The sequence below is a fragment of the Nitratidesulfovibrio sp. genome (genome assembly GCF_040373385.1).
Lineage (GTDB): Bacteria > Desulfobacterota > Desulfovibrionia > Desulfovibrionales > Desulfovibrionaceae > Cupidesulfovibrio.
In genome coordinates, this window is record NZ_JBDXXH010000005.1 from 164,758 (window position 1) to 180,357 (window position 15,600).

At 60.9% G+C, this 15,600-nt stretch carries 9 protein-coding genes; 5 read left to right on the plus strand and 4 right to left on the minus strand.

The genetic code is table 11. From position 1 onward, the window contains the following. The first annotated feature begins 245 nt into the window (after nt 1-245). The 4 genes from ABWO17_RS10995 (at nt 246) to ABWO17_RS11010 (ending at nt 4,728) form a co-directional block, all read left to right on the plus strand. Nucleotides 246-521 (plus strand): HU family DNA-binding protein, encoded by a 276-nt coding sequence (locus tag ABWO17_RS10995; RefSeq protein WP_012612903.1) that lies wholly within the window; start codon nt 246-248, stop codon nt 519-521. A gap of 178 nt (nt 522-699) precedes the next feature. Continuing rightward, nucleotides 700-1,428 carry a chemotaxis protein CheD gene (locus ABWO17_RS11000; RefSeq protein WP_353118478.1) on the plus strand — a complete coding sequence of 243 codons (729 nt, stop codon included), beginning with the start codon at nt 700-702 and terminating at the stop codon, nt 1,426-1,428. 316 nt (nt 1,429-1,744) lie between these two features. Continuing rightward, the gene (locus tag ABWO17_RS11005; protein WP_353118480.1) at nt 1,745-2,608 is read left to right on the plus strand and encodes a glycosyltransferase; all 864 of its coding nucleotides are present in this window, start codon (nt 1,745-1,747) and stop codon (nt 2,606-2,608) included. A gap of 437 nt (nt 2,609-3,045) precedes the next feature. Further along, the gene (locus ABWO17_RS11010) at nt 3,046-4,728 is read left to right on the plus strand and encodes an aldehyde dehydrogenase family protein (protein ID WP_353118482.1); all 1,683 of its coding nucleotides are present in this window, start codon (nt 3,046-3,048) and stop codon (nt 4,726-4,728) included. A gap of 188 nt (nt 4,729-4,916) precedes the next feature. On the opposite strand, the gene ABWO17_RS11015 is transcribed toward ABWO17_RS11010, so the two are convergent. From ABWO17_RS11015 to ABWO17_RS11025, 3 genes are all read right to left on the minus strand, one after another. After that, nucleotides 4,917-6,140 (minus strand): class I SAM-dependent methyltransferase, encoded by a 1,224-nt coding sequence (locus tag ABWO17_RS11015; RefSeq protein ID WP_353118483.1) that lies wholly within the window; start codon nt 6,138-6,140, stop codon nt 4,917-4,919. A gap of 1 nt (nt 6,141) precedes the next feature. Next, nucleotides 6,142-8,241 carry an ATP-binding protein gene (locus ABWO17_RS11020; protein WP_353118484.1) on the minus strand — a complete coding sequence of 700 codons (2,100 nt, stop codon included), beginning with the start codon at nt 8,239-8,241 and terminating at the stop codon, nt 6,142-6,144. 139 nt (nt 8,242-8,380) lie between these two features. Continuing rightward, nucleotides 8,381-11,056 (minus strand): bifunctional acetate--CoA ligase family protein/GNAT family N-acetyltransferase, encoded by a 2,676-nt coding sequence (locus ABWO17_RS11025; protein ID WP_353118620.1) that lies wholly within the window; start codon nt 11,054-11,056, stop codon nt 8,381-8,383. Nucleotides 11,057-11,496: 440 nt separating this feature from the next. Here ABWO17_RS11025 and acs point away from each other — a divergent pair, with 440 nt between their 5' ends. Next, a complete protein-coding gene (gene acs, locus ABWO17_RS11030; protein WP_353118486.1) occupies nt 11,497-13,500 on the plus strand; it encodes an acetate--CoA ligase in 2,004 nt (667 codons plus the stop codon). Between the two features lie 390 nt (nt 13,501-13,890). Here the strand turns inward: acs and ABWO17_RS11035 are convergent, their stop codons facing one another. After that, a complete protein-coding gene (locus ABWO17_RS11035) occupies nt 13,891-15,573 on the minus strand; it encodes a patatin-like phospholipase family protein (protein ID WP_353118488.1) in 1,683 nt (560 codons plus the stop codon). Nucleotides 15,574-15,600: the final 27 nt, after the last annotated feature.

Below are 15,600 nucleotides of genomic sequence, written 5' to 3' on the forward strand. Positions count from 1 at the left end.
CGGGATATTAATGGAATATTGGGGAGAAGGGAGTGGTGTCACCCTGCGGCAACAGTCGTGGGCGCTCTCGCACCTTCCCGTGGGCGGGGCGCGGAATATGACGGCACAGTGCCGAACGCGCGCATAACATGCCGCCAGAAAACATGTTTCGCACATGGTGCTGCCGCATCGGGGTTCCGGGGCGCGTGCGGCGGTTTGCACCAACACGCCATGCCCCGCACGGACGGGTCCGACTGGAGGTCCACGTGAACAAGAGCGAACTGGTACGAGCGCTTGCCGAGGAGCACGAACTGCCTGTAGAGGACGCCACCGTGGTGGTGAACACCTTTTTCGACTGCGTGCGCGATGCGCTGCTGGAAGGTGACCGCGTGGAAATTCGCGGCTTCGGTTCGTTCAAGATCAAGGGCTATCGCGGCTACAAGGGCCGCAACCCCAAGACCGGCGATTCCGTGGCGGTGCCGCCCAAGCGGCTGCCCGTGTTCCGTGCCGGCAAGGAATTGAAGGATATCCTGAACCCGTAGTGGTTCGGGGCCGCGAGAGGCTTCGCATTTTCGCCATTGGTAGGGCGGCGCGCCAGGCGCCGTCATGCGGGCGGTTGCGCTGTCGGTCGGGGGGCTGGCGGCGCGAGCGCTCGCGTTTGATTTGGGCAATGAACAACGGGGATGCGTGCGGCCCGGCGGGCTGCACAGGGGGGCCTTGATGCGTAACGGCACCGAAGATACCCTGCACGGGCGCAGGTCATGTCCTGTCCCGGCAGTCATGCCGCGCGAGCTGGCGGAAGAGCGGCTGCGCCACCTGCACCTGCGCATCGGCGAGGGCATCGTGGCGCGGCGCCCGGCCATCATCGCCACGGTGCTCGGGTCGTGCGTGTCCGTCACGTTCTTTCACCGTTCCACGGGGCTTGCGGGTATCTTTCATGCCATGCTGCCCACGGCGGAAGGCAGCCGCGACCACGACTGTAATCCGTGCAAATACGTGGATACCGCCGTGGAAGCGGTGCTGAACCATTTTCTGCGCAAGGGCGTGCCGATTCTGGAGATCGAAACCAAGCTGTTTGGCGGCGCGTTCAGCATGAACACCGAAGAAAAATCACTGGTGCGTTCGCTGGTGGATGTGGGCGGCCGCAACGTGCAGGTGGCCCGCGACCTGCTGCGCGCCCGTGGGCTGGTGGTGTCCGGCGAACATGTGCTGGGCGAGCGTGGCCGCAAGCTGCTGTTCCACGCGGGCACCGGCGAGGTGTGGGTAAAGCTGCTGCGCCGCAGCCTGGCCGAACAGGGCCGTGGCGCGGGGCGCCCCGCGCGGGGCGGCCATGCCGAACCCCCGGCGTGGTCGTACGACGCCCAGCCGGAACCGTGGCCCGGTCCCTTTCCCGTTGGCGAATCGGGCGGGGGGGATGGTTCGGACGAGCCGGGCGGACAGACCAGCTAGCTCGGGCCAGCTAGCTCGGGCCGGATAGCAGGCGCCGGACAATTCACGCCGGACAACTGGGGCCGGGTAATCCCGCCGGTTGGTTCTTGCTGAACACGCTGGCCCAGGCAGTTCCGCCGGACACGTTGCCCCGGAGAATCCCGCCGGGCAACCCCGCACCGGGCTGCGCCCCCTGATTTCGTCCCGGATTTCGCCCCCCGATGTTGCGCCCCAGCCCCGCCGCGCGCCCGCGCACGCTGGCCTTGCCACCGGAAATGGGCTACGAGCGGGGGCAGACCCCCATTCCCCACGCACCCGCACGCCGGACCCCTGCCGCATGAAGATCGTCTTCTGCATCGACGACAACCCCCGCTACCTGCTCATGATGCGTGCCGCCGTGCGTTCGCTGCGGCGCCTGCATGGCGATGCGGCCCCCTGCGTGTGCGTGTACGGCGGCAGCAACCCGGCGGTCATGGATGCGGTGCGCGCCGAGGGCGTGCAGCTTGCCCGGCACACCCCGGTCATTGGCGTGCACAACGCCCCGCCGCAGTTCCACCGCTGCATCGGCGCATTCCTGAAGCTGGAGCTGGCCCTGCTGCCGGAATTGGCCGACGACGAGTACGTGCTGTACTGCGACGCCGACGTGTACTTCCACCAGCCGATCCTGGGAGCCGGGGGGGGCGATGCCTCGTCCGGCGGGGCAGAGCACATCCGTCCGCAGTACATGGCCATGGCCCGCGAGGCCACGGCCCCTTTCCACCACGTCCACGAACAGCTGGACTACGAATGGCGGGGGCGCCGCTACGTGGTGCCGCTGCCCTTTCCCATCTGGACCTTCAGCAGCGGGGTGGTGCTGTTCAACCTTGCCCGGTTGCGGCGGCACGACCACATCCACAACTTTCTGGCCTTCTGCGTGCAGAACCTGCACCGCATCGGCAACCTGGACCAGTCGCTGCTGAACTACTTCTTCGGCAAGCGGGTGACCAAGCTGGACCCTTCGTGGAACTGCCCACCCTACCGGGCCGACGCGCTGACGCGGGCGCGCATCGTGCACTTTCACGGCCCCAAGCCGTGGGACACCAGGCCCGCGCTGTGGAAGGACCTGCGCATCAACCATTACATGGAATTCCGCCGCCGCTGGCTGGACCTGCTGACGCCGGAAGAGCGCGAGCAGGCCGCCGCGTGGGAGGCGGCGGGGTAGGGGCGTCAGGGGATGTTCGGGGGGGCGGTTTCCCGGCATCGTTCCCGTCCTGCTTTACCCTGCCCGGATGTGCCTGCGGTCCATTCCGCTAGCGTTCCTCCTGTCCCGGCCCCGTCCCGGTCCCGCCCGACCCGTCACGCCCGCGCAGTTGCCTGCCGCCCTGCCGCTTCGTCCCCAATCGTCCCGCCCCCCAGCCCTCGCCCCCCAGTCATTTCACCCCCGCCCCGCCTTCCCTGCTGTCATTGCTGCGCAACCCTGCTATGCTGGTTCCATGTCGCGGCCCGGTCATCCCGCGCGGCCTCGTGCGGCCCAGTTCTGGCCAGTCCCGGGCCAGTCCCGGCCTGTACCGCCCGGTACATCTGCCGACCACTCCGCGCCGTTCCGCAGCCATCGCCGCCATCCCACAGCCCGGCCCCTGCCGGATGAAGGAGTTTTGCATGTCGTCCCAGCCGTCTGCCACAGCCACTGGTCCCGCCGCCAGCCCTGCCGCCGCCCACACCCCCGAAAGCCTGCGCGCCCTGTTTCCCGTGGCCGGGCAGCCGCTGCCGGAGGCCGCCCACGCCTTCGCCCCCATAGAGCAGCGTACCTGCCTCATCGACGGCAAGCTGGAGGAATGGCCCGGCGAGATGCAGCAGGTGTTTTCGCCCATCGGCGAAATTGACGCTGCGGGCGGCTTCACCCCGCGCCTGCTGGGCCGCTGCCCCATTCTGGACGAGGCCGCCGCCCTGCGCGCCGTGGACGCCGCCGACCGCGCCTGGGCCGACGGCATGGGCGCATGGCCCACCATGGGCGTGGCCGAGCGCATCCGCCACGTGGAGGATTTTGCCCGGCGCATGGCGGCGCGGCGCACCGAGGTGGTGCGCATCATGATGTGGGAAATCTGCAAGTCGTGGCAGGACGCCAGCGGCGAATTCGACCGCACCATGGAGTACCTGCGCGACACCATCGACGCGCTGAAGGATCTGGACCGCGCCTCGTCACGCTTCGTCATAGAGAAAGGCATTTACGCGCAGATACGCCGCGCGCCGCTGGGGCCGGTGCTGTGCATGGGGCCGTACAACTACCCGCTGAACGAAACCTTCTGCACGCTGATGCCCGCGCTGATCATGGGCAACCCGGTCATCGTGAAAACGCCGCGCCTGGGGCGGCTGCTGTATTCGCCGCTGATGGAAGCCTTCCGCGACGCCTTTCCTGCCGGGGTGGTCAACATCCTGCATGGCGACCGGCGCATCGTGAAGCCCATCATGGCGTCGGGCCGCATCAACGTGCTGGCGTTCATCGGGTCCAGCACGGCGGCGGATGCGCTGCGCCTGGCCCACCCGCACCCGCACCGGCTGCGCTGCGTGCTGGGGCTGGACGCCAAGAACGCGGGCATAGTGCTGGACTGCGCGGACATGGACCTGACCGTGGCCGAGGCGCTGCAAGGCTCGTTCTCGTTCAACGGGCAGCGCTGCACCGCGCTGAAGATGCTGTTCGTGCATCAGAAGCGGCTGGACGAATTTCTGGCCCGCATGGACGAGGGCATCCGCAAGCTGCGTATCGGCATGCCGTGGGACGAGGGGGTGCGCATCACCCCGCTGCCAGTGCCCGGCAAGTCCGCCTATCTGGACGACCTGGTGCAGGACGCCGCCGCCCACGGCGGCAAGGTGGCCAACAGCGGCGGGGGCACCCACGCCGAAACCCTGTACCACCCCACGGTGGTCTGCCCGGCCACGACGCAGATGCGCGTGTACCACGAGGAGCAGTTTGGCCCGGTGATACCCGTCATCCCCTTCACGGACATAGAAACGCCGGTGCGCTACGTGGTGGGGTCACAGTACGGGCAGCAGCTGAGCATTTTCGGCAACGACCCGGACGACGTGGCCCGGCTGATCGACCCCATGGTCAACCAGGTGTGCCGGGTGAACATCAACAGCCAATGCCAGCGCGGGCCGGACACCTTTCCCTTTACCGGCCGCAAGGATTCCGCCGAGGGCACCCTTTCGGTCAGCGATGCGCTGCGCTGCTTCTCCATCCGCACGCTGGTGGCGGCCAAGGGCAGCGATGCCAACAAGGAGATTCTGACCAGCATCATCAGGGACAGGCGGTCGAATTTCCTGTCGAACGATTTCATTCTGTAGCGAGGGGGGGCGGCTATGTGCCGCGAGAGCGAGAGTGGGAGCGTATGAAAAAGCAAAGGCCCGCCGGTGACGGCGGGCCTTTTGGCGTATAGCGTGCTGCCTTTAAACGTAGGTCCCTTCATGTGGCGAAGGGTATGTGGAGGGCTCTGCGATCAATAGTTGTCTGCACGATGGGGTGGTGCCGAAGTTTATGGTGCATACCTTGTTTTCTCATACACTATTACGAATTCATGATTCATTGATGAAACAGGTTTTTCGTAAACTGACGATGTGTACTTAGGTGTTCGTTTAAGAGGGATTTCTCGACAAGCCTGAACGACCTTCTTGAAATTTTTATTCTCAAGGTACTTTTTTGTTACATCTGTAAGGTCTATGTTTACTCTGTCTACAGTTCGATTTCCTAGCGTAAGAGCTATGTATTTTTTTGTAACTCTGCATAGTCCATCAAGGAATTTGAAGTAGTCATAAAAAAATGAAAGTACTTTTGCATGTTTAGGTGGGGATATTTTGTTTAGGAAGGGATCCAAAAGATTGCGCTGGTAAGGGTTAAGTGCTGTCAATCTTTTTGCACCACCCATGCTTTTAGTGTCTATGATAGAGTAATTATCGAGCTCCCACCCCTCAAGCTCTAAGTCGTTTGGGGTGATAGTGTGCAGGGCAAGCATAGAGAATTGGCCATATGGGACTGTTGTAGCATTGTCACCATAAGGCGGTGACGTTATGGATAGGTCGATGCTATCTGCGTCCATATGAGGGAGTAGATCTAGGATGTCACATTTGTGTAGTGTGACATCCTTGCCGTAGTTCATAAATTTTGTGTAATTATTTTTTATGGAGAAGATGTAGCTTTCAATGACGTTGTTTTCGATGGATGTGATTTTATTAGGCTCTTTTGTATGAAGTTTGTATGTCGAGCTCCGTGTATTGCTGAATTTTCTAATTATATCGCAGAGCGTATACCAAAAGAATAGCCTATTCTGCTTGCTGTCAATGTGTGTGATTATGCTTCTTATTATTGATATGGATGTTGCAATGTCGTCGCGTAGCCATTTGTGGATGTTTGGAAATGTGAATTGTATTTTTGGGGAATGGCTATGAATATTTTTTGTTATGTAGTGAATATCTTTTTCTATTGAAGGGCCGACTCCCTGTAGTTTGACTTTAGTAATGAGGTTGGCGAGTGGGTTTATGTCGCATCCTATAATCTCAATGTTGTCTGCTAGTTGTAGGGCTTCATATAAGGCTGTGCCTGATCCGTGCATCGGATCAAACACGGAGAGGATGTGGTCTTTTTTCATGAGATCTGCGATAATACTATGCTGTACTGGTGCCACCATAATAGCTGGGTAGAGTATTGTTCCGTGTATGTCGCTGCTTTTTTTGTAATCTCTGAAGCTGATGTCGGTTAGCATGTTATTCTCGTGTAATGTTGGGATTAGTCAGTAGTTCGTTAGCTATTACGACAAAGAGCGCAGCGTCCTTGGCGATGTCTTCAAGCGTGGTCAAGGAGAGGTAAGTTGATGATTTGTGCGCGCCAAGGTGCGCCTTTTCGATCGTGCTAATGAATTTATCTTTATCAAGCATATTTTTAAGGCTATGGAAGTCAATTTTTGTGCTTTGATGAATTTTTGTTAAATAGTCTTTATTGCTCTTGGTGAAATGGATTGTTGCAGCAACCATATCTTCTAGTTTGCTGTGCTCTGCTGGGCGTATTTGTGGGTATTTTGAAGACTTTTCGAGACTGTCGATGCTGATTTCAAACAAAGCACGCAGTGAGCAGCTTATTATTTCTTTGTACTGCGCATGGTCAAGTGTATTAATTTGTGAGATTAATTTTCCAAGATGGTCGTTAAACGAGATGGTGTACCCCTCTTTTGATGGAAGGGTGATAAGTTTCTGTGCAGTTTGAGGTGCGCCGATGATTTCAGATTTAGGCGCGTAGAAATTGATCGTAAGCTGTTCTACGGCTTTTCCTGTGGTGTCATTGAAGGTGTAGTCTATCCGCTTTTTGCAGGGGGTTGTGATTGAGCAGAGGATTCCGCCTTCGATGTCGCATCCATTTTCGCTTATGATGATTTCTGTTGCGGGCCTGAGGGTGGCAGTGCTGTCGTATACCGTTGAAATATAATCGTAGAGATTGATTTGCTTTGAAGGGATTTGTATGTTCTCGCTTTTTGTAGTTAGATTGATTCGGACTGGTTGTAGTTTGGGCAGCGTTGGCGCTGGGGTGTGTTGCTCGAACGGGACACGTCGTGTTCTTCCTAGTAATTCGTAAACAACAGCGGACTCATCTTTTTTTATCTGAACTTTGTTCTTGTGTTTAAAGTCGTTGCGAATGAACATTTTAAATGCATTGAGGTCCGTGGTGTCTTTGTATTTATGGGGGATGGTGTCTGTGGTGATGAATTTGAGCTTGATAAAATCTGCTTTATTGTCTGTGCCAAGTGTTTGAATTTTTTTGTTTATCTGAGATAAGAAGTCGATGATTTCATCTGTGAGTTCGTTTTGTAAGAACTGCGTTCTGTCGGAATTGAAATTGATTTTGCTGTCATTGCTTACTATGCGGATATACCCAATCATTTGATTTAGGGCTTGGCCCGAACGAATGTTTTTCATTATTCCAGGGTCGAACATGGTGTAATTGGCAAACAGGTTTGAGTTAACGTAGAGAAGAGGTGTGAGGTCTTCTTGTGGGTTATAGAATAGGCGATCTATTTGGTTCTTTCCATATGGCGGAAGGTGGAAAGTCATTAGCTCAATGTTGAGTTTGAAACGCGTTGACGTAAATTTATAATGCTCTGTGAATGCGATATGGTTGTTGCAGTAGAAAGTTATGTTTTGATCAGTGCTGTTGTACTTTATGTAGAATGCCTGATGTTCTTTTGCATTGTCTGTAAGTGCAGGCTGTTCTAGGCTTGAAAATTTTTTTGAATCAATATCTAGCGTTATTGCGAATGACTTGTCGTCGAAAGCGCATATTACCTTTTTGTAGTTTTCTTTTTTGCTAAAATATGTTTTGAAAGAATTAGTGTTGTACTCGTCAAGAGTAATTTTTATTGTTGTGCCTTTGTTGGAAATGTTTGCATCTTCAATGCTCACATCGTGGGATGTTATATCTTGCGCAGAAACTAGTGCGTCATAATTTAGTTTAAAACGAAGGCCGGTCTCTTTCTTGGTCGTCCATTCAACGTCACGACCGAATTTGAATACCGATAAAAATCCAAGTCCTTTTGATCCCTGCGTATATCGATCATATTTGTTTACTGTGCCGTATTTTTTTGAACTATTTGATATATGCAGCAGTGTATTGATGTCGTCCAAATCCATTCCTGAACCGTCATCTGAGATAATTAATATTCGCGAATCAGTATTAAGAGCAATGTTCACGCATGATGCACCGGCATCATAGGAGTTTTTTATTAATTCATTCAGGGCGATGATGTTTGAAGGAATTTTTTCAGAAAGTTCACTGATAATGTTGCCGCTAATCCGTATTTTTGGATTTTCTCGCATAAAGTATTCCTTTTACATTTTTTAGTGCTTTAAATTTATAGTGGCGGGAGTCGATGGATTGGGCTGTGATTCGATGGAGTTGCTAAGAAATGGTAATTTTGTTTGTTGTCCTGTGGGTTGAACTCGTGCGTCTTCATGCTTAACTCCCTTCCCCCTTCCCATCCTCCAACGGCAAGTCCAGCTGCCAGATATCCTCGTCGTAGTCCTTGCTGACGATGAAGCCGACCGACCGTGCCAGTTCGGCCATGGACTTGTTGTCGCCAAGGGCCGCGCCCACAATGCGCTTGGTGCCGCGCGCCTTGCAGTAGCGGATGATCTTCTGCATCAGCAGCTTGCCCAGGCCCTGCCGCTTCAGGTCGGACCGCACGGCCACGGCGAATTCCGCCTCGCTGTTGTCGGTGGTCACCATGGCCCGCACCACGCCCAGCGTGCGCACCACCCCTTCGTTGTCCGGCCCCTTGGCGATAAAGGCCATTTCGCGGTCGTAGTCGATCTGGGTCAGCTTCACCATTTCGGCGCGGGGCAGCTTGGCCACGTTGCCAAAAAAGCGGAACCGCTTGTCCTCCGCCGACAGACTTTCCACAAATTCCCAGTGCTCCGGCTCGTCTTCCGGGCGGATGGGCAAAAGGTCCACGTGCCGCCCGTCGCGCAGGGTCACGCATTCCTCCAGCTCGCGCGGGTAGGGGCGGATGGCCAACTGGTCCGTGCCGGTGGTGGTGGACCAGGCAATGCGCATGTGCGCATCCAGCGCCACCACGCCGTCGCCGTCCACGAACAGCGGGTCTATCTCCAGCTCGAATATTTCGGGTATGTCGATGATCAGCTGCGACACCTTGCACAGCAGCAGGCGCACCGCGTCCAGATTCACGCGGTCCTTGTGGCCGCTGCCGCGCAGCAGGCGGTACACCCGCGTGCGCGATACCAGTTCCTGCGCAAGGCCCATGTTCAGCGGCGGCAGGCCGGTCTGGCGGTCGGCCAGCACCTCTGCCATGGACCCGCCCTGCCCAAAACGGATGATGGGGCCGAACACCGGGTCGGTGGCGGTTTCCACGGCCAGTTCGTGCGCCCCGGCCAGGCGGCACATGCGCTGCACGGCATAGCCTTCCATGCGCGCGCCGGGCACCTGGTCGCACACGTTGTTGGCGGTGGACAGGGCGGCGTCCATCACTTCTTCGTCGCTGGAAAGATTCAGCGCAACGCCGCCCGCCAGCGACGTGCGCGGCACGTCGGGCGATTCCACCTTCAGCGCCACCGGGTAGCCGATCTGTGCGGCTGCGGCCACGGCCTCGCGCGGGGTCTTTACGTGGCGCGTCTCGGCCACGGGTATGCCATAGGCGGTAAGCACGGCGTGGGCCTCTGCCGGGGTCAGCAGCATGCGCTTGGCCTCCAGCGCGTCGTTCACCACCATGCGTGCCGCCGTCACGTCGGGGTCAAAGGCCTCCGGCAGCGAGGGCGGCGTTTCCATCAGGGTGTCCTGGTTGCGCCGGTACTCCACCATGTTCAGGAAGGCCCGCACCGCGTTGTCGGGCGTGAAGTGGCTGGGCACCCCGGCGGCGGCAAACTTGCGGCGCGCCCCGGCGGCGTCGTCTATGCCCAGCCAGCTTGTCAGCACCGGCTTGCGGCTGCGCCGGGCCACCTCTATGACCGCGCCCGCCACGTCGTCGCTGGGTATGGAAAAGGTGGGCACGTGCATCACCAGCACGGCGTCCACGCCCCGGTCGTCCAGCAGTATTTGCAACGCCTTGGCGTACATGGCCCCATCGGCAGAACTGCGCACGATCAGCGGGTTCCAGTACGACCAGTCGCGCCCAAGCTGGTTGTCCAGCGCCTGGCAGGTTTCGTCGGAAAGTTCGGCCAGCTTGCTGCGCCCCTGCAACAGGGCGTCGGTGGCCAGAAAGCCGGGGCTGCCGCCGTTGGTCAGGATGGCCAGCCGGTCGCCCTTCAGCGGCCTGGCAAGGGCCAGCGTTTCCACCGTGTCGAACATGGCGTCGATGTCGGCCACCCGCAGCATGCCCGCCCGGCGAAAGGCGGCGTCGTACACCTCGTCCGCGCCCAGCAGCATGCCGGAATGCGCGGCAGCCGCCGTGGCCGCCGCTTCCGACCGGCCCGCCTTGATGACCAGTACCGGCTTGTTGCGGGCCAGCGCGCGCGCGGCAGACATGAACCGCCGGGCGCTGTCGATGGTCTCTATGTACAGCAGCACGGCGCGGGTGTTCACGTCGCTGTTCAGGTAGTCCAGTACGTCGTGAAAGTGCACGTCGTAGCGGTCGCCCAGCGCGATGAAGTGCGAAAAGCCGATGCCCTTGGACGTGGCCCAGTCCAGCACGGACGTGAACAGCGAATCGGACTGCGAAAGAAAGGCCACCTTGCCGGGCAGCGCCTCTCGCGGGGCCAGGCTGGCGTTCACCCCCACCGATGGCGTGATGAACCCCAGGCAGTTCGGCCCCAGCACCCGCACGCCCCAGCGCTGCGCGGCCTGCAACAGGGCGGCCTTTTGCACCTCGCGCCGTTCGCGGTCGAACCGAAAGAACCCCCGGCTCATGATCACGGCGGCGCGGGTGCCGCGCTTGCCCAGCTCTTCGATGTAGCCGGGAATGGTTTCCGGCGGGGAACAGATGATGGCAAGGTCCGGCGTCAGCGGCAGGGTGTCGATGGCGGTGTGGCCGGGCATGCCCGCCACGGCCTCGCCCGTTTCGTTCACCGGCAGCACGGGACCCAGAAAGGTGCCGGACATCAGGTTTTCCATGATGACGCAGCCCGGCTCGCCCGGCGTTGCCGTGGCGCCAATGACGGCCACGGAATTGGGCTTGAACATCTGTTCCAGGGTCGAATGCGTGGACACCGTGCGAACCCCCTTCCGTCGTGCCGCCGCGTGCGGGCAGGTGCGGGCGCGCCGGGCGGTTGCCCGGCGTCGTGCGGTGCGCGGTTGCGGCGTCCACGGCGGTGTCGGGCGGTCGGGGCATGGCGCGGGCGGGGCGCATGCTGCTGCCCCGGCGTGCCGTCCACGTCCGGTGACGGGCCGTCTTGCGCCGTTCATGGGGCGCACCATTCAGGGCATTCTTTCCGTCCACCGGCAAAAAGTCAATTTCACCGGCGCGGGATGACCGTTCACCGAAAAGAGGGTGGCGCGCCCTTTCGCATGGTCACTGCACGGGGCTAGACAAGGGCTGTGGGCCACGCCCCGCCGCACGGGGCAGGGCCGCCACGCAAGGGCCGGAACACCGGCGTACCGCCAAACGAACGGGAGGCAACGGCATGAGCCAGAACAAGTCCGACAAGATCGAAAGCATGATGGACGAAAAGCGCCACTTCGCGCCGCCCGCCGCGCCTTCCGGAGACCGCCGCCGCCCGCACGTGAACGGCATGGACGAGTACCTCGCCCACCGCGACCGCGCCGACAAGGACCCCGAAGGCTTCTGGGGCGACCGGGCAAGGCAGCTGCTGGACTGGTTCACCCCGTGGGACAAGGTGCTGGACGCCGACATGCACGAGCCGCGCATCGAATGGTTCAAGGGCGCCACGCTGAACGTGGCGTACAACTGCCTGGACCGCCACCTGACCAATGGCCGCCGCAACAAGGCCGCCATCATCTGGCAGGGCGAGCCGGAAGACGACGTGCGCGTGCTGACCTACCAGATGCTCTACGACGAGGTGTGCCGGTTCGCCTCCGTGTTGCAGGGCCTGGGCGTGCAGAAGGGCGACCGCGTTGCGCTGTACATGCCCATGATTCCCGAACTGGCCGTGGCCATGCTGGCCTGCGCGCGCATCGGGGCGGTGCATTCCATAGTTTTTGCCGGGTTCTCGGCGGTCAGCCTGCAGAACCGCATTCAGGACTGCGAGGCCAAGGTGGTGGTCACGGCAGACGCCGTGCTGCGCGCCGGGCGGTCCATTCCGCTCAAGGTCAACGTGGACGAGGCCCTGAAGGATTGCCCCAGCGTGGAAAAGGTGGTGGTGGTCGATCGCGCGCACTCGGGCTGTGCCATGCGCGAAGGGCGCGACATGTGGTGGCACGAGGCCATGGCCGACCGTACCCTTGATTCCACCTGCCCCTGCGCCAAGATGGACAGCGAGGACATGCTGTTCATCCTGTACACCAGCGGTTCCACCGGCAAGCCCAAGGGCGTGGTGCATACCACCGGCGGCTACCTTACCTACGCGGCCCACACCACCCAGTGGGTGTTCGACCTGCATGACGACGACGTGTACTGGTGCACCGCCGATATCGGCTGGATTACCGGGCACAGCTACATCGTGTACGGCCCGCTGGCCCTTGGCGGCACCACGCTGATGTTCGAGGGCGTGCCCTCCTGGCCGGGGCCGGACCGGTTCTGGCACATCGTGGAAAAGTTCCGGGTTAACATCTTCTACACCGCGCCCACGGTCATCCGCGCCCTGATGCGCGAAGGCGCGCACTGGACGCAGAAGCACGACCTGTCGTCGCTGCGCATTCTGGGGTCGGTGGGCGAACCCATCAACCCCGAAGCGTGGATGTGGTACCACGAGCACATCGGCCACAGTCGCCTGCCCATCGTGGACACCTGGTGGCAGACCGAGACCGGCGGCATCATGATTTCCGCGCTGCCCTATGCCACCACGCTGAAGCCCGGTTCCGCCACCATGCCCCTGCCCGGCGTGGACGCGGCGGTGGTGAAGCCCGACGGCACCCCCTGCGGCCCCAACGATGGCGGGCACCTGGTCATCCGCAAGCCGTGGCCCGGCATGCTGCGCGGGGTGTTCGGTTCGCCCGAGCGGTACAAGTCCACCTACTTCGAACGCTTTCCCGGCATGTACGAATCGGGCGACGGCGCCCGCACCGACGAGGACGGCTACACCTGGGTCATGGGGCGGCTGGACGACGTGATCAACGTTTCCGGGCACCGCATGGGCACAGCGGAAGTGGAATCTGCCCTGGTGTCGCACCCCTCGGTGGCCGAGGCCGCCGTGGTGGGCATGCCCCACGCCATCAAGGGCGAGGCCATCTACGCCTACGTCACCCTGTCGGCGGGCACCGAAGAAACCGAAGAACTGCGCGCGGCCCTGCGCACCTGGGTGCGCAAGGAAATCGGTCCCATCGCCACGCCGGAAGTCATCCAGTTTGCCGAAGGGCTGCCCAAGACCCGCAGCGGCAAGATCATGCGGCGCATCCTGCGCAAGATCGCCTCTGGCGCGGGTTCCGACTTTGGCGATACCTCCACCCTGGCCGATCCGGGGGTGGTGCAGGATCTTATCGAAGGGCGGGTGCAGCTCACCGGTCATTAAGCACGAGCGTGCCTTTTGCCCGCTGGCTGCGTCAAACTTAGCCTGTCATATCGGCCGAATACGAGAAGAGTATACTCCCTCATGACGGGCTTGTTTTCCTTGCCAGCGAACAAAAACCACACTCGTGGAACATGGTGACACGAATGCATTGCCATTCATCATAGCAAGGTGGGGCGCCCCGTTTGGCGGCGGGACGCTCCATCCGCCGGCAACCACACCCGCGCCGGACGTGCGGCGATGTCCGGCGCGGGTGGCCGGCCACAATGGGGAGGCGCGGCATTCGCCGCGCCCCCTGAATGTTCTCTCCCCCCTTCCCGCAAAGGAGGCGGACCGGTACTACCGGTCCGCCTCCGATGTTTTTTTGGGTGTCTGGGGACGGGCCGCTCGCCGTCACATCTGGCCGCGTTGCCGCATTGCCCCGCTGATGTATTCCTGCACCTTCTTTCGCGCCTTGCGGCGCAGGTACACCGTCCACGCGGTGGCCAGCAGGGCATGCGCCGGGCAGCAGGCCTTGCGGCCCAGACGCTGTACCAGGGTGTTCATGCGCGGGACCATGGCCTCGACGATGCGTTCGATGTTGCCCTCGGTGGTTTTCGGCCACGGCGGGCGCGTGACGTCCTGTTGCATCGGTTCCATCAGCGGAATGATGGGGGCGTGGTCCTGCTTGTCCTGGTCGGTGCACTTTTCCCGCAGGTAATGCAGATCCCCACCGGGGGCGTACCGGGCTCGGTCCCTTGCGAACAGGCCGTTGGTCAGCGGCAGGGCGAAGTGGCAGCGCAGGAATTGTTGCGCGTTGCGCCTGCCAAGCTGGTAGTCGTGCTCGCGAAAGGCTTGGGCGAGAAAACCGGCAAAGGCCCCCAGCCCGCCCCCTGCCAGTGCGTCGTCACCGTCGAGGTTGCCGTTTTGTCCGCCCCCTGCCGGGGCCACGAGAAAGCGCGAGTATGTATCCGCATCGCTGGCCAGTTCCAGTTCGGCGGGCTTGAAGCGGCACTGCTGCTTCATGGCCACCAGCAGCGGCGGGATCATGTCGAAAATGTCGGCGCGCAGATGTCGCAGTGGCAGGTGGTCGTCTTCGCGGTAGGGTGACGGGAAGGGGTCGATGAGCACCACGGCGCCCTGGGCTTTGTGGCCTTCCCGGTCAAGGTGCTGGCAGACGTCATCCAGCAGCACCTGACGGGCCAGTTCGAAGGGTTCGTTGTTGACCATGCCGCCATCCACGGCAGGAAACTGCAATTGCTCACCCTGTCGCAGTGCCGTTTCGGGGTTGAATTCTTTGCATCCTTTAGGGCCATATCCGGGCCATTCGCGCGCGGCATACACCGGCTCGCCGGAGTGCAGGCAGCGGGGGGCCAGCCCCACGGGAAAGGCGGAACTGGCCAGCACCCAGTTCTGCAACACTGGCCAGCCCAGGGGGCCGTGCGGGTCCACGGGCGTCACTCCGGGTACCGTCGATGCAGGCACGTCGGCGAAAAGGAAGTCGCCGTAATCGCCGTGCAGGAACATGTCGTGCCCGTACTGCCGGACGGTGCCGCGCATGGGAATGTGGTACGGCACGCCGGGCAGGTTGGTGACACAGACCCGGATGCGCAATTCGCGCGACAGCCACGGCGGGTACACGAAATTCTTGTCCCATGGAGAGCTGAAAGCGGTTTGGGCGATGGCGTCCAGCCGCTGTGCATTGAGCAGCGAGGGGATGGCGTCGCCGTCGTCCTGCATGTCCGAGGTGCCGAGAAAACCTTGCGAATTGGCGTTGCCTTGCAGCAGGTCCAGGCTGTTCACCCAGACTTCCCAGAGCAGCGGGGGGATGCGCCCGCCCGATGGATTGCGGCTGCGAATCACCGCCGCCGGAAACAGCCCGGCGGCCACCGCCCCGGCAGAGGTGCCGGACACGGCGTCGATGCGTACGTCGTGCGAGGGAATGCCCGTGCGCTGTTCTTCCGGCGTTGGGGGCTTGGCCGCGTACCAGGCGTCCAGCGCCTCGATGATGAAGTCGATGACCCCGGCGGAATATGGCCCGCCGGAAACGGCCCCAGCCGATGTGAGCGCGATGCGGAACGGCGTTGCCTCTGCCATGTGGACCCCCATGGATTCGGAACACCG

Bases quoted from the DNA above. Each gene is read 5' to 3' on its own strand.
- ABWO17_RS11000 (WP_353118478.1), top strand. From the start codon at position 700: ATGCGTAACGGCACCGAAGATACCCTGCACGGGCGCAGGTCATGTCCT.
- ABWO17_RS11005 (WP_353118480.1), top strand. From the start codon at position 1,745: ATGAAGATCGTCTTCTGCATCGACGACAACCCCCGCTACCTGCTCATG.
- ABWO17_RS11010 (WP_353118482.1), top strand. From the start codon at position 3,046: ATGTCGTCCCAGCCGTCTGCCACAGCCACTGGTCCCGCCGCCAGCCCT.
- ABWO17_RS11015 (WP_353118483.1), bottom strand. From the start codon at position 6,140: ATGCTAACCGACATCAGCTTCAGAGATTACAAAAAAAGCAGCGACATA.
- ABWO17_RS11020 (WP_353118484.1), bottom strand. From the start codon at position 8,241: ATGCGAGAAAATCCAAAAATACGGATTAGCGGCAACATTATCAGTGAA.
- ABWO17_RS11025 (WP_353118620.1), bottom strand. From the start codon at position 11,056: ATGTTCAAGCCCAATTCCGTGGCCGTCATTGGCGCCACGGCAACGCCG.
- acs (WP_353118486.1), top strand. From the start codon at position 11,497: ATGAGCCAGAACAAGTCCGACAAGATCGAAAGCATGATGGACGAAAAG.
- ABWO17_RS11035 (WP_353118488.1), bottom strand. From the start codon at position 15,573: ATGGCAGAGGCAACGCCGTTCCGCATCGCGCTCACATCGGCTGGGGCC.